This window comes from Streptomyces sp. Root1310 (assembly GCF_001426425.1).
Lineage (GTDB): Bacteria > Actinomycetota > Actinomycetes > Streptomycetales > Streptomycetaceae > Streptomyces.
Genome location: NZ_LMEQ01000005.1, coordinates 1 through 23,621 on the forward strand (window position 1 = coordinate 1; position 23,621 = coordinate 23,621).

Consider the following 23,621-nt stretch of genomic DNA (forward strand, 5'->3'; position numbering starts at 1 on the left):
GTTTCGGTGGTCATAGCGTGAGGGAAACGCCCGGTTACATTCCGAACCCGGAAGCTAAGCCTTACAGCGCCGATGGTACTGCAGGGGGGACCCTGTGGGAGAGTAGGACACCGCCGAACTCCTTTTAGAGCTCTGGCTCTTGGGCATACAGCCCGAGGGCCAGAGCTTTTTTGCGTTGGGGTAAGGTCAGGGGGCATCGTTGGCTCATTTCCTACTGGAGGCCCCCGGGTGGAGGTCCAGGAGACCCGCGTCCAGACAGACCGGGTACTCACCATCCCGAACATCCTCAGCATGGCGCGTCTGGTCGGCGTGCCCGTGTTCCTGTGGCTGATCCTCCGGCCCGAGTTCGGAGGCCCGCAGAGCGACGGCTGGGCCCTCCTCGTGCTGGCTTTCAGCGGGATCACCGACTACCTGGACGGCAAGCTCGCCCGGCGCTGGAACCAGATCAGCAGCCTCGGCCGGCTCCTCGACCCTGCTGCGGACCGGCTCTACATTCTCTCGACTCTGGTCGGTCTCACCTGGCGGGAGATTCTGCCTGTCTGGTTGACCGCTGTACTTCTGGCCCGGGAGCTGCTGCTGCTGGTGATGGTCGGCATCCTCAGGCGCCACGGCTATCCACCACCGCAGGTGAACTTCCTGGGGAAGGCGGCCACCTTCAACCTGATGTACGCCTTCCCGCTGCTTCTGCTCAGTGACGGAAGTGGCTGGCTGGCGTCACTCGCTGCCATTTTCGGATGGGCGTTCGCCGGATGGGGTACAACGCTCTATTGGTGGGCAGGAGTCCTCTACGTGGTACAGGTCCGCCGCCTGGTTCGTGCGGACGCCGTGGCCGACTGACCTCGCCGATTGGCAGCTGCGCAGTGGCTCGATGGCCCGCGGACGAAAAGTGCGGGACAATCTGGACGGGTGAAGTCGGCTAGACAGTCGTCTCTATAGGAGGACGCTTCCGACATGAAGGCCGTCGTGATGGCCGGAGGCGAAGGCACACGCCTTCGCCCTATGACCTCGAGCATGCCCAAGCCGCTCCTGCCGGTGGCCAACCGGCCGATCATGGAGCACGTTCTGAGGCTGCTCAAAAGGCATGGGCTCAACGAGACCGTCGTAACTGTTCAGTTCCTGGCGTCGCTGGTCAAGAACTACTTCGGTGACGGCGAAGAGCTCGGAATGGAGCTCAGCTATGCCAACGAGGAGAAGCCACTCGGTACCGCCGGAAGCGTCAAGAACGCAGAGGAGGCGCTGAAGGACGACGCCTTCGTCGTCATCTCCGGTGATGCCCTCACGGACTTCGACCTCACCGAGTTGATCGCCTTCCACAAGGAAAAGGGCGCACTGGTCACGGTCTGTCTGACGCGAGTGCCCAATCCGCTGGAATTCGGCATCACCATCGTCGACGAAGAGGGCAAGGTCGAGCGTTTCCTCGAGAAGCCGACCTGGGGCCAGGTCTTCTCCGACACCGTGAACACGGGCATCTACGTCATGGAGCCGGAGGTCTTCGACTACGTCGAGGCCGATGTGCCTGTCGACTGGTCCGGAGACGTCTTCCCGCAGCTGATGAAGGAGGGCAAGCCGGTCTACGGCTTCATCGCCGAGGGCTACTGGGAAGACGTGGGTACGCACGAGAGCTACGTGAAGGCCCAGGCCGACGTACTCGAAGGCAAGGTCGACGTCGAGATCGACGGATTCGAGATCTCGCCGGGTGTGTGGGTGGCCGAAGGCGCCGAGGTGCATCCCGATGCCGTTCTTCGCGGACCCCTCTACATCGGGGACTACGCGAAGGTCGAGGCCGGGGCCGAAATCCGCGAGCACTCCGTCATCGGCTCCAACGTCGTCGTGAAGAGCGGGGCCTTCCTGCACAAGGCCGTCGTGCACGACAACGTGTACGTCGGTGAGCACAGCAATCTCCGTGGCTGTGTCGTCGGGAAGAACACCGACATCATGCGGGCGGCCCGGATCGAGGACGGCGCCGTCATCGGTGACGAATGCCTGATCGGTGAAGAATCGATCGTGCAGGGCAATGTGCGGGTCTATCCGTTCAAGACCATCGAAGCCGGCGCCTTCGTCAATACGTCGGTGATCTGGGAGTCCCGCGGACAGGCCCACCTGTTCGGAGCCCGTGGTGTGTCCGGAATCCTGAACGTCGAGATCACGCCCGAACTGGCCGTGCGTCTCGCGGGGGCCTACGCCACGACGCTCAAGAAGGGGTCCACGGTCACCACGGCGCGGGACCACTCGCGTGGTGCGCGTGCGCTGAAGCGGGCGGTCATCTCCGCGCTTCAGGCCAGCGCCATCGACGTACGGGACCTGGAGAACGTTCCGCTGCCCGTGGCGCGCCAGCAGACGGCACGGGGGAGTGCCGGCGGGATCATGATCCGCACCTCGCCCGGGGTGCCGGACTCCGTCGACATCATGTTCTTCGACGGCCAGGGCGCGGACCTGTCACAGGGCAGTCAGCGCAAGCTGGACCGGGTGTTCGCCCGCCAGGAGTACCGGCGCGCGTTCCCGGGCGAGATCGGCGACCTGCACTTCCCGGCCAGCGTGTTCGACTCGTACACCGGGTCGCTGCTGCGGAACGTGGACACGACAGGGATTGCCGAGTCCGGGCTCAAGGTCGTGGTGGACGCCTCGAACGGCAGCGCCGGGCTGGTGTTGCCGAGTCTCCTGGGGAAGCTCGGGGTGGACTCGCTGACCGTCAACCCTGGTCTGAACGAGGCCAGGCCCACGGAGACGGGCGACCAGCGGCGCTCCGGGCTCGTCCGGCTCGGGGAGATCGTGGCCTCGTCGCGGGCCGCGTTCGGCGTGCGGTTCGACCCGGTGGGTGAGCGGCTCTCGCTCGTCGACGAGAAGGGCCGGATCATCGAGGACGACCGGGCGCTCCTGGTGCTGCTCGACCTGGTGGCCGCGGAGCGGCGCAGCGGGCGGGTCGCCCTGCCGGTGACCACGACGAGGATCGCCGAGCAGGTGGCGGCGTACCACGGGACGCAGGTCGAGTGGACGACGACCTCGCCGGACGACCTCACCCGGGTCGGGCGGGACGAGACGGCCATCTTCGGCGGTGACGGCAAGGGCGGCTTCATCGTCCCGGAGTTCAGCAGCGTCTTCGACGGTACGGCGGCCTTCGTGCGGCTGATCGGGCTGGTGGCGCGCACGCAGCTCACCCTCAGCCAGATCGACGCGAGGATTCCGCGGGCGCACGTCCTCAAGCGGGATCTGGCGACCCCGTGGGCGGTCAAGGGCCTGGTGATGCGGCGGGTCGTGGAGGTGGCCGGAGACCGCTTCGTGGACACCACCGACGGTGTCCGGGTGGTGGAGACGGACGGGCGCTGGGTGATGGTCCTGCCGGACCCGGCCGAGGCCGTCACCCATCTGTGGGCGGAGGGGCCGGACGACGCGTCGGCGCAGGCCCTGCTCGACGAGTGGTCGGCGGTCGTGGACAGCGCCGGACGCTGATCCAGGGGCACGCGCGCGTGCCGGACAAGTGTCCCCAAGGGGGCCTGTCCGGCACGCCGGTGGGGCCATTCGGAGGTACCGGGCACGACGTGCGACGATGTGCGGCATGCCGCAGCAGCCCCCCGTTCGGAGCACACCCGCGCGTGTGTCGCGCCCGGACGCGTCCATGTCGCTGCTCACCAACGTCATGGACCACAGCCTCGACGACGGTTACGCCGAGGCCGCCGCCCGTAAGCAGGCCGAGGGCGCCGGTGGTCTGCCCAGGACGGTCCGGGCGAAGCTGGGCCTCGCGGTGGGCCTGGTGCTCGCGGCCCTCGTGGTCACCGTCGGTGCGGCGCAGGCGCGGGTCGCGGCGCCGGTGGTCGCGAAGGAGCGCGAGGAGCTCATCGACCGGATCGATCGTGAGACCGATGCGGCCGACGAGCTCGAAAGCACCGTCGACAAGCTGCGTGACGACGTGAGCGGCCGGCAGCAGGAGGCGCTCAAGCAGAGCGGCGGCAGTGACCAGGCGGACCTGGTGGCCATCCTGTCGGGCGCCGTCGAGGTGCACGGGCCGGGCGTCAAGCTGGTCGTGGACGACGCCAAGGAAGCCAGCACGGGCGGTGACGGCAACCCGCGTGAGACCACCGGCTTCTCCGACACCGGGCGGGTCCGGGACCGGGACATGCAACGCGTGGTCAACGGACTGTGGGAGTCGGGTGCCGAGGCCGTCTCCATCAACGGACAACGGCTGACGGCGCTCTCGGCGATCAGGGCCGCGGGTGAAGCGATACTGGTCGACAACAAACCGCTGGTCCCGCCGTACACGGTGCTGGCGGTGGGGGACGGGAAGAACCTCAGCACCAGGTTCCAGAACAGCGCCGACGGGCTGTATCTGGACGCCTTGCAGGAGAACTACGGCATCCGGACGGCCATCTCCGTGGCGGACGACGTCCGGCTGCCCGCCGCACCGAGTGTGATCGTACGAACAGCGCAGCCGAGAACTGAGAAGGGCACATCGTGATCGCCGTACTGGGCCTCGTCGTGGGAGTCGTGGCCGGCCTGTTGGTCCAGCCCGAGGTTCCGGCGGCCGTCGTGCCTTATCTGCCGATCGCCGTGGTGGCGGCGCTGGACGCCGTGTTCGGCGGGCTCCGGGCCATGCTCGACGGCATCTTCGACGACAAGGTGTTCGTCGTGTCCTTCCTGTCGAACGTGGTCGTGGCCGCGTTGATCGTGTTCCTGGGTGACGAGTTGGGCGTCGGATCGCAGCTGTCCACCGGGGTCGTGGTCGTCCTCGGTATCCGGATCTTCTCCAACGCCGCGGCCATCCGTCGGCACGTCTTCCGGGCGTGAGGCCGATGAGCGACCAGGACGAGACCCCCGAGTACAGGCTCCGCAAGGAGCTGCCCGACGAGGTCCCGGTGACTCCGTCCGCGGACGGAGTCACCGAGGAGCCGGCCGAGCCGGTGCTGACCGGTCGGCAGCGGCTGGTGCAGGGCCTGTGGCCGCCGCGGGTGTCCAGGGCCCAACTCATCGTCGCCCTCCTGCTGTTCGGTCTGGGCTTCGGCCTGGCCGTGCAGGTCGCCTCCAACAGCGACAGCGGAAACGCGCTGCGTGGCGCGCGTCAGGAAGATCTCGTCCGCATCCTCGATGAACTCGATGACCGCAGTCAGCGTCTTGAGGACGAGAAGCAAGGTCTCGAGAAGCAGCAGCAGGAGCTGGAGAACAGCTCCGACCAGGCCGAGGAGGCCCGGAAGCAGACGGTCGAGAAGGAGAAGCAACTCGGCATTCTGGCGGGCACGGTCGCTGCGCAGGGGCCGGGCATCACGATGACCATCGAGGACACGAAGGGGACGGTCGAGGCGGACATGTTGCTCGACGCCATCCAGGAGCTGCGCGCGGCCGGGGCCGAGGCGATCCAGGTGAACGGAGTGCGGGTCGTCGCCGGCACCTTTCTGACGGATTCGGGCAAGAGCGTGAGCGTCGACGGGAACAAGATCAACACGCCCTTTCGTTTCAAGGTCATCGGCAACCCGCAGGACCTCGAGCCGGCGCTGAACATCCCTGGAGGAGTGGTGCAGACTCTCGAGAAGGAGCAGGCCACCGTGACTGTCGAGCGGTCGGACAAGATCGTCGTGGACGCCTTGCGAGCAGCGAAGCAGCCTGACTACGCTCGGTCGTCCGGCCAGTGAACCGGGGGTGCATGGGGGCAGTCCGGCAGGGGCATGAGGTTGCGGGGGGTCGACGCACCGATCGGGTGGTGCGTGGTGGAAACTGTCTGGTGGACACGGACGTTGTGAAGGTGTCCGGGTCGACCGGTGTATTCAGTCAGGGTTCGTCCTGCCCCACGGGCGGGTCTGTTTCGGTCAAGGGGAATCGCCCGTGAAGTTGTTTGCGAAGTTGTTCGGCAAGAGCGCGCGAGAGGGTAGCGACAACGCGACCGCTCGCCATCGCGCACAGCCTGACGCGGAGGGCCAGCGGCCGCTGTTCAGGGACCAGGTGGCTGGTCAGGGCGGCGATGTTTCCGGCGGCCAGGGCGCGGCGTCTGTTGACCCTGCACAGTCCGGCGGCATAGGTTTCGGCCAACCGTCAACCTCAAGTACGGGTGGAGGGTTTTCCCCTATGTCGGCCCTGGTGTGTACGAGGTGCGGTAACCGCAACGCGGAGAACAGCCGCTTCTGCTCCAACTGCGGTGCGCCGCTGCGGCCCGGGCTGACGCCCGAGCGTCCGTCGGAGACGACCTCCACCATCTCCATCTCCGGTCTCGAGGCCTACGACGCCGAGGTCACCGGTCAGACGCAGCTGCCCGCGCTCTCGCCCGAGGCGCAGGCCGCGGTCGACGCGCTGCCGCTGGGTTCCGCCCTGCTGGTCGTGCGGCGCGGCCCGAACTCGGGCAGCCGTTTCCTTCTGGACGGCGACCTGACGACGGCCGGTCGTCACCCGCAGAGCGACATCTTCCTGGACGACGTGACGGTCTCGCGTCGTCACGTGGAGTTCCGGCGCAACCCGGACGGCACGTTCAAGGTGGCGGACGTCGGCAGTCTGAACGGCACGTACGTCAACCGGGAGCGGATCGACGAGGTCCCTCTGTCGAACGGTGACGAGGTGCAGATCGGCAAGTACCGGCTGGTCTTCTACGCGAGCCAGCGGGGCTACTGACCGGCCCCCGGGCACCGTCCGGGGGGACTCCCCAGGGAAGGTCCATGCTTCAAACACCGAGGGGCGGTGCCGGGCACGGCACCGCCGCCGCGGACGGTGGTTCGATGAGCATCGGCACCGTGCTGAACGCGCTGCGCGACGAGTTTCCCGAAGTCACCATCTCCAAGATCCGTTTTCTGGAGTCGGAAGGGCTGATCGAGCCGCAACGGACTCCTTCGGGGTACCGCAAGTTCAGTGTGCAGGACGTCGAGCGCCTCGGCCACGTCCTGAGGATGCAGCGGGACCACTACCTGCCGCTCAAGGTCATCCGCGAGCACCTGGACGCCGTGGAGCGCGGTGAGGCAGCGCCGCTGCCGACCGTGGGCCGGCAGCGGGACGGCGAGGTCGTGCCGGAGGCTTCGGAAGGGCCCACCGTCGCCAGGATCGGCCGGTCCGAGCTGCTGGCGACCGCGGGGATCGGCGAGCCGGAGCTCGCCGAGTGGGAGTCGTACGGTCTTGTCGCGCCGCTGGAGGACGGGGTCTACGACGCCGAGGCGGCCACGGTGGCGGCGCTCGTCGCCGAGCTGGGCAGATTCGGGATCGAACCCCGGCATCTGCGGGTGATGAAGGCCGCGGCCGATCGTGAGGCCGGGCTCGTGGACCAGGTGGTGGCCCCGCTCAAGCGCCACCGAAATCCGCAGACCAGGGCCCACGCGCAGGCTCGTACGAAGGAAATCGCGGGGCTCACGGTGCGGCTGCACGCGGCGCTGGTGCAGACGGCACTCGGGGTCCGACTGCCCTGAGCGGGGGGTTCGCCCTGGGCGGATCGGTCACCCGTTCCCGGCCCGACTACCCAAACGTCCCGAGCACGGCCTAGGGTTGCTGTGTGAACGAGCTCGATGTCGTAGGTGTCCGGGTCGAGATGCCCTCCAACCAACCGATCGTGCTGCTGCGTGAAGTGGGAGGCGACCGTTACCTTCCCATCTGGATCGGACCGGGTGAGGCGACGGCGATCGCCTTCGCCCAGCAGGGCATGGCTCCCGCGCGACCGCTGACCCACGACCTGTTCAAGGACGTGCTGGAGGCCGTCGGCCAGGAGCTCACCGAGGTGCGCATCACGGACCTGCGGGAGGGCGTCTTCTACGCGGAGCTGGTGTTCGCCAGCGGGGTCGAGGTGAGCGCGCGTCCCTCGGACGCCATAGCGCTGGCGTTGCGCACGGGGACTCCGATCTACGGCAGTGACACGGTCCTCGATGACGCGGGGATCGCCATCCCGGACGAGCAGGAGGACGAGGTGGAGAAGTTCCGCGAGTTCCTCGACCAGATCTCGCCCGAGGACTTCGGCACCAGCAACCAGTAGCCGGCACATGCGCGGAACGCGGGCGTCCTGCACCTGGACGCCCGCCCCGTTTTCGGCAATTGCCAACGGCGAGTGAGAGCGTCCTACGGCTACTTCTCAGCGCATTCGGCTAGCCTTTCCCCGCGACGGGGTGCGGGAAACCACTCTCAGGGTGATTATCACTCGGCGTGCCGAGTGTGGCGATCGTTGACGCACCCCTGGTGACTGCCTACCGTCGACAAGGCAGGTCAAGGACGGAGGTCGGCGTGAGAAGCAGCGGCGACGGTACGGCTGGGGGTGCCCCCGGACTCGGTGTCGGGGGGAGCGGTCCGTACCCTTCCCCGGGCTCTCCAGCACGCGCGAACAGGGGGTACCCCCAGCAGAGCAGCGCGGCCGACCACGCTCCGCAGCGACCGGCGGCCGTGCCGAGCAGCGGAGGGGCGACGTCCATGGCGTCCGAGCAGATCGGCTACCGCGGTCCGACGGCCTGTGCGGCCGCCGGCATCACGTATCGCCAACTGGACTACTGGGCCCGCACCGGGCTGGTGGAGCCGAGCGTGCGGCCCGCCCACGGGTCGGGAACGCAGCGTCTGTACAGCTTTCGGGACGTCGTCGTCCTGAAGATCGTCAAGCGGTTCCTCGACACCGGGGTGTCGCTCCAGAACATCCGCACCGCCGTGCAGCATCTGCGGGAGCGCGGGTTCAGCGACCTGGAGCGCATGACGCTGATGAGCGACGGCGCCACCGTGTACGAGTGCACCTCGCCGGACGAGGTCCACGCGCTGCTCCAGGGCGGTCAGGGCATCTTCGGGATCGCCGTGGGCGTGGTGTGGCGGGACGTCGAGAGCGCGCTGTCGCAGTTGCACGGAGAGCGGGTCGACACCGGTGAGACGCTCGTCGGGCACAATCCGGCGGACGAACTGGCCCGTCGGCGCAACCGGGCGGTCTGAGACCCGTCCCGGGGCGCGAGGGGCGGCTGAACGACGTCATTGTCAGTGGCGTGGTGCAGCATCGGTCATGTGAGAAACGCGCCCACGATCCTGCATCTCGACATGGATGCCTTCTTCGCCCAGGCGGAGCAGGCGTCCAAGCCGAGCCTGCGCGGGAAGGCCGTGGTCGTGGGTGGCCTCGGGCCCCGTGGAGTGGTGGCGACCGCCTCCTACGAGGCGCGGGTCTTCGGAGTGCACTCGGCGATGCCCATGGCCCAGGCGCGCCGGCGGGCTCCGAACGCCGCGTACCTGGTTCCGCGCTTCGCGTTCTACCGGTCGATCAGCGAGCAGGTCATGGGGCTGCTGCGGGCGCTGTCGCCGCTGGTGGAGCCGCTGAGTCTGGACGAGGCCTTCGTGGACCTGGACGCCGGGGGAGCGGCCTGGGACAGCGAGTCGGCGCGGCTGGCGGGGATCAGGCTGCGCGCCGACATACGGGCCGTCACCGGGCTCACGGGCTCGGTGGGCCTGGCCTCCTGCAAGATGCTGGCGAAGATCGCCTCGGAGCAGGCGAAACCCGACGGGCTGGTGCTCATCGAGCCGGGGACCGAGCGGGCCCTGCTCGGCCCGCTGTCGGTGCGGACCCTGCCGGGGGTCGGCCCGGCGACGGGGGACCATCTGCGCCGGGCCGGGATCACCACGATCGACGAGATCGCCGAGGCGGGTGAGGACGAGCTGGTGCGGCTGCTGGGCAAGGCGCACGGGCACGCGCTCTACGCCATGGCGCTGGCCCGCGACGACCGGCCCGTGGTGGCGGAGCGGGAGGCCAAGTCGGTGTCGGTCGAGGACACGTACGACGTGGACATCCACGACCGGGTGCGGGTGGAGCTGGAGGTGCAGCGGCTCGCGGACCGGTGTGTGCGCAGGCTGCGGGGGGCCGGCCTGTCGGGGCGGACCATCGTGCTGAAGGTGCGGCGGTACGACTTCTCCACGCTCACCCGGTCCGAGACGCTGCGCGGGCCCACCGACGATCCGGGGGTGGTCCGGGAGGCGGCGGCCCGGTTGCTCGACTCGGTGGACACGACGGGCGGGGTGCGGCTGCTCGGGGTGGGCGTCAGCGGACTGGCGGACTTCACACAGGAGGATCTGTTCGCGCAGGCCGCCGAGGACCGGGTGGACGGACCGGACGAGGAACTCGCGGAGGAGCCCGTCGGCGAGGTGCCGGTGCCGGTCGAGCGCCAGTGGCGCCCAGGACACGATGTGCGGCACACCGAGCTCGGACACGGGTGGGTGCAGGGCAGCGGGTTGGGCCGGGTCACCGTGCGGTTCGAGACGCCCGAGTCGGAGCCGGGACGGGTGCGCACCTTCAGGACCGACGATCCGGGGCTGGAGCCGGCGGATCCGTTGCCGCTGGTGCGGCGAAGACCCGAAGAGGACGGCGGGGCGGCGGCAGGAGCACCGCATCCGGGAATGAGGCCGTCGGGGGTGGAGTCCGGGAACTCCGCGTGAGGCGGATCAGTTACACAGAGTGAAGCGGTTCGAAGTGTGAAGTGTGGGGTGTGTCGGAGCGGTGGCGGTGTCCCGAGGGGGGACACCGGTGACGGATGGGGAGCTGCATGAAGCTGCACGGAGGCCGGTTCGCGGACCCGGCCGGGGTGTCGCCGGAGCGCGCGGCGGAGATGCGCCGGGTGGTGGACCGGGTCACCCGGTGGGCGGGGAACCGGAGCGACGTGGTGGGGCTGCTGCTCGTCGGTTCCTTCGCGCGCGAGGCCGCGCGTCCCGAGTCGGACGTGGATCTTGTCGTGTTGTCGACGGCGCCTGCCCGGTACGCGCAGGACGACGGGTGGGGGCGTGAGCTGGCTCTGGGGGAGGTGGTCCGGGTCCGGGAACGGGGGCCCGTCACCGAATGGCGGTATGTGACCGACTCCGGTCTGGAGGTCGAGGTGGGCATCGGTTCCGCCCGCTGGGCGCGGACCGATCCGGTCGACGCCGGCACCCGAAGAGTCGTCACGGACGGGGCCCGGCCGCTGTACGACCCTGCCGGGATTCTCGGGGCGCTGCTTCAGGCCTGCGGCTGAGGGGGGCTGAGAGGCTGAGGGGCTCTAGCTGTCGTCCGTGCCCGCCAGGCGGCCGAAGTCGCGGTCGGGCAGCGGGGGAGCGGCACCCACGTCGAGGCCGTAGTGGTGGTAGAGCTGGAGCTCCTGTTCGGGGGAGAGGTGCCGACCCACGCCGAAGTCCGGAGCGTCCTTGATCAGGGCCCGTTCGAAGGGGATGTGCAGGGTGCCCTCGACCAGTCGGCTGGGCTCCAGGGGGACGAAGGCGTCGCGGGAGAACAGACCGGTGCGTATGGCCGCCCACTCGGGCACCCCGGTGGCGTCGTCGAGGTAGACCTCGTCGACCGTGCCGATCTTGGTGCCGTTGCGGTCGAACGCCTTGCGGCCGATCAGGTTGCGCGGATCGATGTCGGTCTGCACGGGCCCTCCACTTGGTCGCAACTCATCCGTAAGCACTACAAAAGAGCACATCGGGACGGGCGGCCACTCGAGCGAGTCTCTGGAACCCCGCTGGTAGTCTGACAATGGCTGCTGACACCGCGCGGGAGAGTCCTCCGGACATCACCGGAGGCGCCGAAGGAGCAAATCCTCCCCGGAATCTCTCAGGCTCACGTACCGCACGGACGAGGTCACTCTGGAAAGCAGGGCGGGTGCCGACGATGTCGACGGCTTCCGCTCTCACCGACGGTGAAAGCCGGGTGCCCTCGGGCCGCCCGGTGAAGCTCTCAGGTTGAGATGACAGAGGGGGAGGCCGTCCGGGTACCCCACCGTGGTGACCCTCGAAGGTCGTGTCAGACCAGGAGGCCTCCGTAATGACCGCCCACCGCATTCCGCTCACAGAGCTCGAGCAGGGAATTCCCTTCGAACAGCGCCACATCGGGCCCGACCTCGAAGCGCGGGCCAAGATGCTCGCACAGGTCGGCTACGGCTCGCTCGACGAGCTCACCGCCGCAGCGGTCCCGGATGTGATCAAGAACGCCGACGCGCTGGACCTGCCGGGCGCGCGCACCGAGGCCGAGGTGCTGGCCGAGCTGCGCTCGCTGGCCGACCGCAACCAGGTCCTCGACTCGATGATCGGCCTCGGCTACTACGGGACGTTCACGCCGCCCGTCATCCTGCGCAACGTCATGGAGAACCCGGCCTGGTACACGGCCTACACGCCGTACCAGCCGGAGATCTCCCAGGGCCGGCTGGAGGCCCTGCTGAACTTCCAGACCGTGGTCGCCGACCTCACCGGGCTGCCGACCTCCGGCGCGTCGCTGCTCGACGAGGGCACGGCGGCCGCCGAGGCGATGGCGCTGTCCCGGCGCATGGGGAAGAACAAGAAGGGCCTCTTCCTCATCGACGCGGACGCGCTTCCGCAGACCATCGCCGTGATCGAGACCCGCGCCGAGCCGACGGGCGTGGAGGTCGTCGTCGCCGACCTGAGCGACGGAATCCCGGCGGAGATCGCCGCGCGGGAGATCAACGGCGTGCTCGTCCAGTACCCCGGTGCCTCGGGTGCCGTACGTGATCTCAAGGGGCTCGTCGACCAGGCGCACGGGCTCGGCGCGCTCGTCACCGTCGCTGCGGATCTGCTGGCACTGACGCTGCTGAAGTCCCCGGGCGAGCTGGGGGCGGACATCGCCGTCGGTACGACGCAGCGGTTCGGCGTGCCGATGGGCTTCGGTGGGCCGCACGCCGGCTACATGGCCGTCCGCGAGCAGTTCGCGCGCAGCCTGCCCGGCCGGCTGGTGGGCGTGTCGGTGGACGCCGACGGGCACAAGGCCTACCGGCTCGCGCTCCAGACGCGTGAGCAGCACATCCGGCGTGAGAAGGCCACCAGCAACATCTGCACGGCGCAGGTGCTGCTGGCGGTGATGGCGGGGATGTACGCCGTCTACCACGGCCCCGACGGGCTGCGTTCGATCGCGCGGCGCACGCACCGGTACGCCTCGATCCTCGCCGCCGGGCTCGAGGCCGGCGGTGTCGAGGTCGTGCACGGGTCGTACTTCGACACGCTGACCGTGCGGGTGCCGGCGAAGGCCGCCGAGGTCGTCGCCGCCGCGCGCGAGCTCGGGGTCAACCTGCACCTCGTCGACGCCGACCGGGTGTCGATCGCCTGCGACGAGACGACCGCGCGGGCGCAGGTGTCCGCCGTGTGGGCCGCCTTCGGGGTGGACGGTGACATCGAGGCGCTCGACGCGGCCACCGCCGACTCCCTGCCCGCGGGGCTGTTGCGGTCGGACGCGATCCTGACGCACCCCGTCTTCCACCAGCACCGTTCCGAGACCGCGATGCTGCGCTACCTGCGCAGGCTCGCGGACCGGGACTACGCGCTGGACCGGGGCATGATCCCGCTGGGCTCCTGCACCATGAAGCTCAACGCGACCACCGAGATGGAGCCGGTCACCTGGCCCGAGTTCGGGCAGCTGCACCCCTTCGCGCCGGCCGAGCAGGCGGAGGGCTACCTGACGCTCATCCGCGAGCTGGAGGAGCGGCTCGCCGAGGTCACCGGGTACGACAAGGTGTCGCTCCAGCCGAACGCCGGGTCCCAGGGCGAGCTGGCCGGGCTGCTCGCCGTCCGCGGGTACCACCGGGGCAACGGGGACGAGCAGCGGACCGTGTGCCTCATCCCGTCCTCCGCGCACGGCACGAACGCGGCCAGTGCCGTGATGGCCGGCATGAAGGTCGTCGTAGTGAAGACCGCCGAGGACGGCGAGATCGACGTCGAGGACCTGCGGGCGAAGATCGAGAAGCACCGCGACGAGCTGTCGGTGCTGATGATCACCTACCCGTCGACGCACGGGGTGTTCGAGGAGCACGTCGCCGACATCTGCGCCCAGGTGCACGAGGCGGGCGGCCAGGTGTACGTCGACGGCGCCAACCTCAACGCGCTCGTGGGCCTCGCCAAGCCCGGGCACTTCGGCGGCGACGTCTCGCACCTGAACCTGCACAAGACGTTCTGCATCCCGCACGGCGGTGGCGGCCCGGGTGTCGGACCCGTCGCCGTACGGTCGCATCTGGCGCCGTATCTGCCGAACCACCCGCTGCAGCCCGCCGCCGGGCCGGACACCGGGGTGGGGCCGATCTCCGCGGCTCCCTGGGGCTCCGCCGGGATACTGCCGATCTCGTGGGCGTATGTGCGGCTCATGGGCGGCGAGGGGCTCAAGCGGGCCACGCAGGTGGCCGTGCTGAGCGCCAACTACATCGCCAAGCGGCTGGAGCCGCACTACCCGGTGCTCTACAACGGGCCGGGCGGGCTGGTCGCGCACGAGTGCATCATCGACCTGAGGCCGCTGACCAAGGCGACCGGCGTGAGCGTCGACGACGTCGCCAAGCGACTCATCGACTACGGGTTCCACGCTCCGACGATGTCGTTCCCCGTGGCCGGGACGCTGATGATCGAGCCGACCGAGTCCGAGGACCTGATCGAGATCGACCGCTTCTGCGAGGCGATGATCGCGATCCGCGCGGAGATCGAGAAGGTCGGGGCCGGCGAGTGGCCGGCCGAGGACAACCCGCTGCACGGCGCCCCGCACACCGCGGCCGCGCTGGGCGGGGAGTGGGAGCACGCGTACACGCGTGAGGAGGCCGTCTTCCCGGCCGGTGTGTCGGCCGCCGACAAGTACTGGCCGCCGGTGCGCCGGATCGACCAGGCCTTCGGCGACCGGAACCTGGTCTGCTCGTGCCCGCCGCTGGACGCGTACGAGGACTGAGCCGGTGGGTGAGGGCCCCCGTCCGTCCGGGCGGGGGCCCTCCCGCGTGCTAAGCAGTCGCCAGGGCCACGTCGGTCGCCTTGATCAGCGCGACGACGTCGGAGCCGACGAAGAGGCCGAGGTCGGTGGCGGCTTCCTTGGTGATCAACGCGGTGAGTACCCCCGCGTCCATGGATACCTTCACCGAGGCCATGACCGCGCCGGTCACGAGGCCGGTGATCGTGCCGTCGAGCTGGTTGCGGATCGAGAGGCCGTCCACCCGGCCGGTGGCCAGCGACACCTCCGTCGACTTCACCAGGGCATGGACGGCGGCGCCGGCGGTGAGGGCGAGTTGGTTCACGGCCTCCAGCGTGATGGCCGCCGTGAGGTCCTGGCCACCGTCCAGATGGATGTTGACGGTGGCCATCACCTCGCCGGGGTGGACGGCGGTGACGGTGCCGGGGAGTTGGTTGCGGATGCTCAGGCTCATGAGCGTCAACGGTAGGCCGCGAGTGACCTTATGTGAGTGATGTGCGGGTATGCGTCGCCCGGCCGTGACGGGCGCCGTCCGGCGTCGTCCGGCGTCGCCCGGCGATGTCGCGTCGCAACGGGGCGGGTCGCGTCGCAACGGGGCGGGTCGGGGCACGTGGCTTCGGGGCGGGGCGGAACGACGGCCGGGGCGGGTCAGCCCGTGTGGACGCGGGGGCGGCGGTCGCGGTCCGGTTCGGCCTCGCGCAGGACCTCCCGGGTGACCGGCGCGACCTCTCCCTGGCCGAACAGGAAGAAGCGCAGGAAGTTGGCGAAGGGGTTGCCCTCGGTCCACTCGAAGTAGATGTGCGGGATGCAGCCGGTGGAGTCACGGGTGTGCAGCAGCAGCGCGGCCAGGGCGTTGGAGATGGAGGAGGACTCCAGGGTCAGGACGCGGTAGCGGCCGTGCAGGACCTCGCCGCGCACGGTCAGGCCCGACTCGAACTCGGAGGGGTCGACCACCGTGACCTCGACGAAGACGAAATCACCTCCGGGGATGTCGTTGTCCTGCCGGATCTGTTCGATCTTGTCGCGGTACTCGGCCTTGTCGCGCTGGTCGGGCTCGTTGGCGATGAACCGTATCCGGCGGCTGGCCATGTCCCGGATGAAACGTTCCGCCATCGGGTCCAGCGTCACGCTGGTCACCCGGAGCTCGAAGGCGCGGGCCAGCCGGGACAGCAGCGAGATCAGGATGATGCCCGCGATGAAGCAGGCGCCGATCTTCACGCCGTCGGGGCGCTCGATGACGTTCACGACGGTCACGTAGAGCAGGATCGCCGAGATCACGGCGAAGCCGACCGTCCAGCCCCGCTGCCGGGCGCGGCGGGCGGCGATGGTCACCGCGATCGCCGCCGAGGACATCAGGACCAGGACGCCGGTGGCGTAGGCGCCGCCCTGGGCGTCGACGTCGGCGTCGAAGATCCAGGTGACCAGGAAGGCCACCAGGGTGAAGACGATGACCATGGGGCGGACGGCACGGGCCCAGTGCGGGGCCATGCCGTAGCGGGGGAGGTAGCGGGGCATCAGGTTGAGCAGCCCGGCCATGGCGGAGGCGCCGGCGAACCACAGGATGGCGATCGTCGACACGTCGTACACCGTGCCGAAGGCATTCCCCAGGTACTCGTGGGCGAGGTACGCGAGGGCGCGCCCGTTGGCCTGGCCGCCGGACTCGAACTCCTTCTCCGGGATCAGCACCGTGGTGATGAAGCTGGTGGCGATCAGGAAGACGCTCATGATCAGGGCGGCGGTCGTCAGCAGCTTCTTGGTGTCCCGGATGCGGCCCCCGGGGTGCTCCGCGGTGTCGTCCGGGTCGCCCTGGACGTGCGGCATGACCGCGACGCCGGTCTCGAAGCCGGACAGGCCCAGCGCGAGCTTGGGGAAGACCAGCAGGGAGACACCGATCATCACGAACACGTTGCCGTGTTCGGCGGTCAGCGCGTCGGCCCAGTCGGTGACCACATGGCCCTCGGTGACCACATGCCACAGGCCGACCGCCACGACGACGACGTTCAGGCCGAGATAGACGACGACCAGGGCGACCGCGACGCCGATGGCCTCCAGGAAGCCCTTGAGGAACACGGCGCCGAGCAGGGCGACGAGGACGAGCGTGATGACCATCTGCCGGTCGTGCAGGGCGCTGGTCAGGTGCGGGTTCTCGACCAGGTGGGTCGAGGCGTCCGCCGCCGACAGGGTGATCGTGATGAGGAAGTCGGTGGCGGCGAACCCGAGCAGGGTCAGGACGAACAGCTTGCCCTTCCAGAAGGACAGCAGCCGTTCCAGCATCGCGATCGAGCCCTCGCCGTGCGGACTCTCCTCGGCGACGCGCCGGTAGACCGGCAGGGCGCCCGCGAGGGTGACGATCACCAGCACGATCGTCGCCACCGGCGAGAGCAGGCCGGCCGCGAGGGCGGCGATGCCCGGTTGGTAGCCGAGGGTCGAGAAGTAGTCGACGCCGGTCAGGCACATCACCCGGTACCAGCGCTGGCCCTTGTGCTCGGGCGCGGCCTCGGCGTCCGGGGGCGCCTGGTGAGCGTGACCCTTGCCCATGTCGGACAGGCCCTCCAGCATCCAGGCGCGCAGGCGACCCGGGGAAGGGTGCTCGGTGGTGGCCATCGGGCGCTCCTGAGGTGCGGATCGGCGTGCGGTTTCGGCCATCACGCGGACGGCGGAATCAGCGTAAGCGGAGAGTGACGCCAGGGCCCTTGGATCATGGGCCGCACGGCGTCAAGCTTCCGTTAAGACTGGTCGCGGGCCGGATGCGGAGCGTGACGAGCCGCCTGGTTTGTTTCCGGCCGCTCGTTCGCCATACCCCCGCGCTTCGTAATGTTCGCCGAATGATCCGAATGTTTCGGAGCCTCCTGGCGCCCCGCTGCGCCTTCTCTCGCGAAAAGACCCCTGGATTCCCTGTGTTCAAGGGGTTGCCACCCGTCGGAGGGTGTCTCTAGGGTGCGGCAGCAGCGAAGCTTTCTGGATCTGGTTCGAAACTTTCGATCTATCAAGGAGCGCATGATGGGCGACCCGGCACTCTCCCGCCGCGGCTTTCTGGCGGCCTCCGCCGCGGCCGGTCTGAGCATGACGGCACTGAGCGCCTGCGGCGGCGACTCGGACGGAGGGTCGTCGGGGACGACCACGATCGAGTGGTGGAACATCTCCACCACCCAGCCGACCAAGGACGTATGGGCCGCTCTCGCCAAGCAGTTCGAGGCCCAGAACCCCAAGGTGAAAGTCAAGATCGTTCAGTTGGAGAACGACGCCTACAAGTCGAAGATGACGGCGCTGACCGCCTCCGGGAAGCTGCCCGACATCTTCCACACCTGGGGCGGCGGTGTCCTGCAGCAGCAGGTCGACGCCGGGCTCGTCGAGGACCTCACGGAGCGGACGAAGGAGTGGGGCGACGGCCTGCTCCCGGTCGCCCGCGAGCCCTACCTGCTCGACAAGAAGGCGTACGGCATCCCGTTCGACATCGGCATGATCGGCTTCTGGTACAACAAGGCCCTCTTCAAGCGGGCCGGGGTCAGTGCTCCCCCGACCACCTGGAGCGGCTTCCTCGACGCGGTGCGCAAGCTGAAGGCCGCCGGGATCACCCCGATCGCCCTGGCGGGCAAGGAGAAGTGGCCCGGAATGTACTACTGGGCCTATCTCGCGATGCGCACCGCCGGTGTCGACGCCCTGCGCACGGCCGGGGAGGACAAGGACTTCACCGGGGACGGGTTCGTGCAGGCCGGACAGCACCTCCAGGACCTGGTCGATCTCCAGCCGTTCCAGAAGGGCTTCCTCGGCGCCGCCTACTCCAGCCCCACCGGCCAGGCCGCAGCCGTCGGCAACGGCAAGGCGGCGATGGAGCTCATGGGCCAGTGGGCGCCGGTGGTGGAGGCAGACGCGGGCAAGGGGCTCGGGGCGAACCTCGGCTTCTTCCCCTTCCCCGCGGTCGACGGCGGCAAGGGCGTGATCACCGAGGTGTTCGGCGGAGGCGGCGGGCACGCCCTGCGCAAGGACGCCCCGCAGGCGGCCGTCGACTTCCTGAAGTTCTTCGCCAGCGCCGCCACGGACACCGAACTGGTCAAGAAGACCGGGGTGCTGCCCGTCGTACCGGCCGCCGAGAGCGCCATCAGCGACCCCAACATCAAGGCCGTACAGGCCCAGTTGAAGGGCGCCACCGGCTTCCAGCTCTATCTCGACCAGGCCTACGCGCCGGCCCTCGGCCAAGAGGTCAACGACAGCGTCGCCGCCCTCATCGCCGGGTCCAAGTCGCCTCAGCAGGTCACCGAGTCGATCACCAAGGTCGCGAAGGAAGAGCAGTAGCAGGCGATGACCTCCACCTTCCTTCCCGACAAGCGCAGCGGTCCGGACGTCGGCCCGCCGCCCCCGTCCGCCGGCCCGGGCCGTAGCCGGGCGCGGCGGCGGGCGCGGCACTGGCTCACCGCCGTCGGCTTCCAGGTGCCCGCACTGGTGCTGTTCGGCACGCTCGTGCTGCTCCCGATGCTGTTCGCGCTGTACGCCTCCTTCTTCCGCTGGGGCGGCTTCGGCATGCCCGACGACTACATCGGCGGCGACAACTTCACCCGGCTGTTCCAGGACCCGGTGTTCCTGGGCGACCTGTGGCGCTGTCTGCTCCTGGTCGGGCTCTCGCTCGTCCTTCAGCTGCCGTTCGCGCTCGCCCTCGCGGTCGCGCTGAACCAGAAGATCCGCGGCAGGGCCGTGTACCGGATGCTGTTCTTCGCGCCGTACATCCTCTCCGAGGCGATCACCGGCGTGCTGTTCAGCATGATCTTCGCCCCGGACGACGGTCTCGCCGACCACGTCCTCGGGGCGATCGGTCTGGACGGGGTGGGCGGCCAGTGGTTCGCCGACCCCTCCACCGTCATGGCCACCCTCTTCCTGGTCATGACCTGGAAGTACTTCGGCTTCCACATGATGCTCTACCTGGCCGGACTCCAGTCCATCCCGGCCGAGCTGACGGAGGCCGCGCTGATCGACGGAGCGGGTCCCTGGCAGCGCTTCCGCAACGTCACCCTGCCGCTGCTCGCGCCGACCCTGCGGATCAGCGTCTTCCTGTCGGTCATCGGCTCGATCCAGCTCTTCGACCTGGTGTGGGTGGTGACCGCGGGCGGACCCGACCACCACTCCGAGACGATGGCCGTGACCATGTTCCAGTACGGCTTCAAGCGCTACCAGGTCGGCTACGCCAGCGCGATCAGCGTGGCCATGTTCGGCATCAGTCTCGTCTTCGCCCTCGCCTACCAGCGGTTCGTGCTCCGCCGGGATCTTCAGGGCGCCACCACGACCATGCGAGGAGGCGGCGCGTGAAAACCCGTGAGACCGGCCTGAGCACCCGACGGACCGGCCGGACGCTTCCCCTGCACCTCGTCCTCGGGCTCGTCGGCGCGGTGATGGTCGTACCGCTCGGCTACGCCGTGCTGTCCGGCTTCAAGTCCACCGACCAGCTCTCCCGCAACCCCATCGGCCTGCCCGATCCCTGGGTCACCTCCAACTACACGGACATCCTCGGCTCCGGTTCCTTCTGGCAGCTCGTCGGCAGCAGCACGCTCATCGCGGCCGGTACGACCGTCGTGGTCGTCGCGGTCTCCGCGCTGGCCGCGTTCTCCTTCGCCCGGTTCGCCTTCCGCGGCCGGGAGATGCTGTTCACCCTGTTCACGATGGGGCTGATGTTCCCCTTCGCGGTGGCGGCGCTGCCCCTGTTCCTGCTGCTGCGCTCGATGGGCCTGCTGGACAACCCGCTCGGCGTGATCCTGCCGCAGGCCGCCTTCGGGCTGCCGATGACCATCGTGGTCCTGCGCGGGTTCTTCCGGGAGATCCCCGCCGAGCTGGAGGAGGCGGCCACCCTCGACGGCTGCGGACCCCTCGGCTTCTTCTGGCGGGTCCTGCTGCCCATGGCCAGGCCCGCCCTCGGCACGGTCTCGGTGCTCGCCGTGGTCGGCAGCTGGAACAACTTCCTGCTGCCGCTGCTGGTCTTCAACGAGCCCACCTGGTGGACCATCCCGATCGGCGTGCAGCAGTTCCAGGGCCAGTACTCCGCGGAGTACGCGCGCGTCTTCGCCTATCTCGTGCTCGCCATGGTGCCCGCCCTGGCGTTCTACTCCGTCGCCGAGCGCCAGCTCGTCGGCGGCCTCACCGCCGGCGCCACCAAGGGATGACGCGCGCCCGCGGACCGTACGGCTCACCCCTACCGTGAGGAGTCGCACCATGCCCAGCACCGCCGCCCGCACCCGGCTCAGACTCGCCGGCGCCCTCGCAGCCGTCCTGGTCGCCTCCGGTGTCGCCACCGGACCGGCCGCCCAGGCGCACGAGGGCCCGGCGCACGGAAAGCCGCGTACGACCCTCGCCGATCTCGCGCAGCGCCACGGCCGCTACTTCGGCAGCGCCACCGACAACCCCGAACTCACCGACACCGCCTACACGAAGATCCTGGGCGAGGAGTTCGACATGATCACCCCGGGCAACGGCATGAAGTGGTACGCCACCGAGCCGCAGCAGGGCGTCTTCGACTGGACCGCCGGCGACGAGATCGTCGGCCTCGCGCGCGACCACCACCAGAAGGTGCGCGCCCACACCCTCGTCTGGCACAGCCAGCTGCCCGGCTGGCTGACCGGCAGGGAGTGGACGGCGGACGAGCTGCGGGCCGTCCTGAAGAACCACATCCAGACCGAGGTACGCCACTACCGGGGCAAGGTCTACGCCTGGGACGTCGTCAACGAGGCGTTCAACGAGGACGGCACCTACCGCGAGACGGTCTTCTACAAGACGCTCGGCCCTGGCTACATCGCCGACGCCCTGCGGTGGGCCCATCAGGCGGACCCGAAGGCGAAGCTCTACCTCAACGACTACAACATCGAGGCCGTCGGCCCGAAGAGCGACGCCTACCACGCCCTCGCCAAGGAGCTGAAGGCTCAGCGCGTCCCGCTGGACGGCATCGGCCTCCAGGCGCATCTCGCCCTTCAGTACGGCTATCCGACGTCCCTGGAGGACAACCTCCGCCGCTTCTCCCGGCTCGGCCTGGACACCGCGCTCACCGAGGTCGACGTACGGATGCAGCTGCCCGCGACGGACGAGAAGCTCGCCCAACAGGCCGACTGGTACCGGGACATGACCCAGGCGTGCCTGGCCGTGCGGCGGTGCGTCGGCATCACCGTCTGGGACTACACCGACAAGTACTCGTGGATCCCGGCGTTCTTCCCCGGCGAGGGCGCCGCGCTGCCCTGGGACGAGCAGCTCGCGCCGAAGCCGGCCTACCGGGCGATCCGGGAGGCGCTCCGCTAGGGCCGGTCGGTCCTGTCGGTCCTGTCGGTCATGTCAGGTCGGTCCTGTCAGGCCGGACAGGACCTGGGCGCCGCGGGGCGGAGCGGTGCTCGAGCGGACCACCAGTTCCGTGCCCAGTTCCACCCGCGGCGAGTCGGGGCGCTCGCCGCGGGCCAGGCTCAGGACGGTGCGGGCGGCCAGTTTGCCCATGTCGGCGAGGGGTTGGCGGACGGTGGTCAACGGCGGGGCGGACCAGCGGACTTCCGGAAGGTCGTCGAAACCGACCACGCTCATGTCCTCCGGGGCCCGCAGCCCGCGCCGGCGCAGCGCCTCGATCGCGCCGAGCGCCATCTGGTCGCTGGCGGCGAACACGGCGGTCGGCGGTTCGGGCAGACCCAGCAGGGCGGTGCAGCCGGTGAAGCCCGACTCGGGGCGGAAGTCGCCGGGGACGACGAGACTCTCGTCCACCGCGAGACCGGCCGCCTCCAGAGCGGCCCGGTAGCCGTCGTAGCGGGCGCGGGAGCACAGCAGCCGGGGCGGGCCGGCGATCAGGCCGATCCTCCGGTGGCCCAGCGACAGCAGATGCTCGGTGGCGGCCAGGCCGCCCGCCCAGTTGGCGGCGCCGATGGTCGGGGTGTCGACGGCGGGGGAGCCCATCGGGTCGACGACGACCAGCGGGACGCCCAGGATGCGCAACTGCTCGTGCAGGGTGGGCTCGAGGGCCGAGGTGACGAGGATGACGCCGTCGGAGGCGCGGGCGCGCAGGTTGCGCATCCACTCGCGGGCGTCGCCCGAGCGGCCGTGGATGGCCGACACCACGGTGCCCACCCCGGCCGCGTGGGCGACCTCCTCGACCCCCCGGATGATCTCCACCGCCCAGGGGCTGTCGAGGTCGTTGAAGACCAGGTCGAGCAGCGCGGCCCGGGTGCGGGCGGCGGCGGGGCGCTTGCGGTAGCCGTGCAGCCGCAGCAGGTCCTCGACCCGGGCCCTGGTTCCCGGCGAGACGTCCGAGCGGCCGTTCACGACCCGGGACACGGTCGGTACCGAGACGCCGGCCTGGCGGGCGATCTCCGTGATCGTGATTCTGCCCCGGGACACGGGCACGGTGTCGTCCGCTGTCACTTCCCCACCTCCGTCGCGTGGTTCCGGACGCCGCGCCGAAACTTCCAGAAGTCTTCCGGAACATGCGCTGCCGTGGGAAGACATAGAGGGATACGCACCACGCCGACACGAGGCGACTACGGGGAGTGAGCGGCGGTGAACGCGCGTCGGGGCCGGTTCGCGGTGGTCCCCGCGGGCCGGCCCCTCATGTCTGCGGACGGCGGTCCCGCGCCGTCCGGCTGATGCTCAGGCGGCGGTCACGACCCGGTGAGGGGCGATGACCCGGCCGTCCGGCAGGAGCTCACCGGTGTCCTCGAAGAGCAGGACGCCGTTGCACAGCAGGCTCCAGCCCTGCTCCGGGTGGTGCGCCGTGAGGCGCGCGGATTCCCGGTCGGCTGAGGTCGCTGTCGGGCACGGTGGCTGGTGCTGGCACATGGATGGGAACTTCCGCTCTGGCGTGAGATCTGAGATGGCTGTGGTGTCTGTCCCGCGGCGTGAAACGTCGTTCATGGCCGCCCCCCGTTGTGATAAGTCCGTCGGAACCCAGTGTTGCCCTACGGAGGTCGTTCCGCAGGGATTTCGCGGCACCGCTTCTCACAGGTTCATGACGCATCACCCGCGCGGGCGGTTCATCTCAACCGCACTGTCACTTCGGGTGGTTCCTGGTGGCCGAATG

General features: G+C 69.4%; 21 protein-coding genes, 1 rRNA gene and 1 riboswitch. Of the genes, 17 read left to right on the top strand and 5 right to left on the bottom strand.

Translation table 11 applies throughout. The features are described from left to right. The first annotated feature begins 2 nt into the window (after positions 1 to 2). From rrf to ASD48_RS13670, 12 genes are all read left to right on the top strand, one after another. Positions 3 to 119 (top strand): 5S ribosomal RNA (gene rrf / locus ASD48_RS13615). A gap of 109 nt (positions 120 to 228) precedes the next feature. Then, on the top strand, positions 229 to 837 hold the full coding sequence (locus tag ASD48_RS13620; protein WP_020133154.1) for a CDP-alcohol phosphatidyltransferase family protein: 609 nt from the start codon (positions 229 to 231) through the stop codon (positions 835 to 837). 114 nt (positions 838 to 951) lie between these two features. Further along, the gene (locus tag ASD48_RS13625; RefSeq protein ID WP_054240337.1) at positions 952 to 3,447 is read left to right on the top strand and encodes a mannose-1-phosphate guanyltransferase; all 2,496 of its coding nucleotides are present in this window, start codon (positions 952 to 954) and stop codon (positions 3,445 to 3,447) included. Positions 3,448 to 3,544: 97 nt separating this feature from the next. Further along, positions 3,545 to 4,450, top strand: coding sequence for a DUF881 domain-containing protein (locus ASD48_RS13630; RefSeq protein WP_107104312.1), 906 nt, complete (start codon positions 3,545 to 3,547; stop codon positions 4,448 to 4,450). Continuing rightward, positions 4,447 to 4,779: a small basic family protein gene (locus ASD48_RS13635; RefSeq protein WP_020133151.1), complete on the top strand. Its 333-nt coding sequence runs from the start codon at positions 4,447 to 4,449 to the stop codon at positions 4,777 to 4,779. The genes ASD48_RS13630 and ASD48_RS13635 overlap by 4 nt, the downstream gene beginning before the upstream one ends. Before the next feature lie 5 nt (positions 4,780 to 4,784). Next, positions 4,785 to 5,618, top strand: a complete 834-nt coding sequence (locus tag ASD48_RS13640) for a DUF881 domain-containing protein (protein WP_057601846.1) — start codon at positions 4,785 to 4,787, stop codon at positions 5,616 to 5,618. An 82-nt stretch (positions 5,619 to 5,700) separates the two neighbouring features. Next, positions 5,701 to 6,585, top strand: a complete 885-nt coding sequence (locus ASD48_RS13645; protein ID WP_078616158.1) for an FHA domain-containing protein — start codon at positions 5,701 to 5,703, stop codon at positions 6,583 to 6,585. Between the two features lie 44 nt (positions 6,586 to 6,629). Then, positions 6,630 to 7,367, top strand: coding sequence for a MerR family transcriptional regulator (locus ASD48_RS13650; RefSeq protein WP_057601847.1), 738 nt, complete (start codon positions 6,630 to 6,632; stop codon positions 7,365 to 7,367). Positions 7,368 to 7,450: 83 nt separating this feature from the next. After that, the gene (locus ASD48_RS13655) at positions 7,451 to 7,924 is read left to right on the top strand and encodes a bifunctional nuclease family protein (protein ID WP_004934251.1); all 474 of its coding nucleotides are present in this window, start codon (positions 7,451 to 7,453) and stop codon (positions 7,922 to 7,924) included. Positions 7,925 to 8,169: 245 nt separating this feature from the next. After that, positions 8,170 to 8,853 (top strand): MerR family transcriptional regulator, encoded by a 684-nt coding sequence (locus tag ASD48_RS13660; RefSeq protein ID WP_079073747.1) that lies wholly within the window; start codon positions 8,170 to 8,172, stop codon positions 8,851 to 8,853. A gap of 69 nt (positions 8,854 to 8,922) precedes the next feature. Then, entirely contained in the window at positions 8,923 to 10,338 is a 1,416-nt protein-coding gene (locus tag ASD48_RS13665) for a DNA polymerase IV (protein ID WP_057601848.1), read from the top strand. A gap of 107 nt (positions 10,339 to 10,445) precedes the next feature. Further along, a complete protein-coding gene (locus ASD48_RS13670) occupies positions 10,446 to 10,907 on the top strand; it encodes a nucleotidyltransferase domain-containing protein (protein WP_057601849.1) in 462 nt (153 codons plus the stop codon). Positions 10,908 to 10,931: 24 nt separating this feature from the next. Here the strand turns inward: ASD48_RS13670 and ASD48_RS13675 are convergent, their stop codons facing one another. Then, complete coding sequence (locus ASD48_RS13675; RefSeq protein WP_057601850.1) at positions 10,932 to 11,303, bottom strand: PRC-barrel domain-containing protein; 372 nt, start codon at positions 11,301 to 11,303, stop codon at positions 10,932 to 10,934. Positions 11,304 to 11,415: 112 nt separating this feature from the next. Next, positions 11,416 to 11,511: riboswitch (glycine riboswitch) on the top strand. A gap of 184 nt (positions 11,512 to 11,695) precedes the next feature. Here ASD48_RS13675 and gcvP point away from each other — a divergent pair. Next, positions 11,696 to 14,581, top strand: coding sequence for an aminomethyl-transferring glycine dehydrogenase (gcvP, locus tag ASD48_RS13680; RefSeq protein WP_057601851.1), 2,886 nt, complete (start codon positions 11,696 to 11,698; stop codon positions 14,579 to 14,581). Between the two features lie 49 nt (positions 14,582 to 14,630). On the opposite strand, the gene ASD48_RS13685 is transcribed toward gcvP, so the two are convergent. Together ASD48_RS13685 and ASD48_RS13690 are read right to left on the bottom strand one after the other, a co-directional pair. After that, complete coding sequence (locus ASD48_RS13685; protein ID WP_057601852.1) at positions 14,631 to 15,050, bottom strand: TOBE domain-containing protein; 420 nt, start codon at positions 15,048 to 15,050, stop codon at positions 14,631 to 14,633. 194 nt (positions 15,051 to 15,244) lie between these two features. Beyond that, positions 15,245 to 17,200, bottom strand: a complete 1,956-nt coding sequence (locus tag ASD48_RS13690; protein ID WP_057601853.1) for an APC family permease — start codon at positions 17,198 to 17,200, stop codon at positions 15,245 to 15,247. Positions 17,201 to 17,596: 396 nt separating this feature from the next. Here ASD48_RS13690 and ASD48_RS13695 point away from each other — a divergent pair, with 396 nt between their 5' ends. From ASD48_RS13695 to ASD48_RS13710, 4 genes are all read left to right on the top strand, one after another. Further along, entirely contained in the window at positions 17,597 to 18,889 is a 1,293-nt protein-coding gene (locus ASD48_RS13695) for an extracellular solute-binding protein (RefSeq protein ID WP_057602001.1), read from the top strand. A 6-nt stretch (positions 18,890 to 18,895) separates the two neighbouring features. Continuing rightward, positions 18,896 to 19,894, top strand: coding sequence for a sugar ABC transporter permease (locus ASD48_RS13700; protein ID WP_057601854.1), 999 nt, complete (start codon positions 18,896 to 18,898; stop codon positions 19,892 to 19,894). An 83-nt stretch (positions 19,895 to 19,977) separates the two neighbouring features. After that, positions 19,978 to 20,742: a carbohydrate ABC transporter permease gene (locus ASD48_RS13705; protein WP_242432591.1), complete on the top strand. Its 765-nt coding sequence runs from the start codon at positions 19,978 to 19,980 to the stop codon at positions 20,740 to 20,742. Positions 20,743 to 20,791: 49 nt separating this feature from the next. Next, entirely contained in the window at positions 20,792 to 21,865 is a 1,074-nt protein-coding gene (locus ASD48_RS13710; protein WP_057601856.1) for an endo-1,4-beta-xylanase, read from the top strand. A gap of 33 nt (positions 21,866 to 21,898) precedes the next feature. On the opposite strand, the gene ASD48_RS13715 is transcribed toward ASD48_RS13710, so the two are convergent. Then, the gene (locus ASD48_RS13715; RefSeq protein ID WP_107104313.1) at positions 21,899 to 22,966 is read right to left on the bottom strand and encodes a LacI family DNA-binding transcriptional regulator; all 1,068 of its coding nucleotides are present in this window, start codon (positions 22,964 to 22,966) and stop codon (positions 21,899 to 21,901) included. Positions 22,967 to 23,191: 225 nt separating this feature from the next. Further along, entirely contained in the window at positions 23,192 to 23,380 is a 189-nt protein-coding gene (locus tag ASD48_RS13720; protein WP_020132802.1) for a DUF5999 family protein, read from the bottom strand. Positions 23,381 to 23,621 lie beyond the last annotated feature (241 nt).

Coding starts and splice junctions, on each gene's coding strand:
- ASD48_RS13625 (WP_054240337.1), top strand. CDS start 952: ATGAAGGCCGTCGTGATGGCCGGAGGCGAAGGCACACGCCTTCGCCCT.
- ASD48_RS13630 (WP_107104312.1), top strand. CDS start 3,545: ATGTGCGGCATGCCGCAGCAGCCCCCCGTTCGGAGCACACCCGCGCGT.
- ASD48_RS13640 (WP_057601846.1), top strand. CDS start 4,785: ATGAGCGACCAGGACGAGACCCCCGAGTACAGGCTCCGCAAGGAGCTG.
- ASD48_RS13650 (WP_057601847.1), top strand. CDS start 6,630: ATGCTTCAAACACCGAGGGGCGGTGCCGGGCACGGCACCGCCGCCGCG.
- ASD48_RS13670 (WP_057601849.1), top strand. CDS start 10,446: ATGAAGCTGCACGGAGGCCGGTTCGCGGACCCGGCCGGGGTGTCGCCG.
- gcvP (WP_057601851.1), top strand. CDS start 11,696: ATGACCGCCCACCGCATTCCGCTCACAGAGCTCGAGCAGGGAATTCCC.
- ASD48_RS13685 (WP_057601852.1), bottom strand. CDS start 15,050: ATGAGCCTGAGCATCCGCAACCAACTCCCCGGCACCGTCACCGCCGTC.
- ASD48_RS13690 (WP_057601853.1), bottom strand. CDS start 17,200: ATGGCCACCACCGAGCACCCTTCCCCGGGTCGCCTGCGCGCCTGGATG.
- ASD48_RS13695 (WP_057602001.1), top strand. CDS start 17,597: ATGGGCGACCCGGCACTCTCCCGCCGCGGCTTTCTGGCGGCCTCCGCC.
- ASD48_RS13700 (WP_057601854.1), top strand. CDS start 18,896: ATGACCTCCACCTTCCTTCCCGACAAGCGCAGCGGTCCGGACGTCGGC.
- ASD48_RS13705 (WP_242432591.1), top strand. CDS start 19,978: ATGGTCGTACCGCTCGGCTACGCCGTGCTGTCCGGCTTCAAGTCCACC.
- ASD48_RS13710 (WP_057601856.1), top strand. CDS start 20,792: ATGCCCAGCACCGCCGCCCGCACCCGGCTCAGACTCGCCGGCGCCCTC.
- ASD48_RS13720 (WP_020132802.1), bottom strand. CDS start 23,380: ATGTGCCAGCACCAGCCACCGTGCCCGACAGCGACCTCAGCCGACCGG.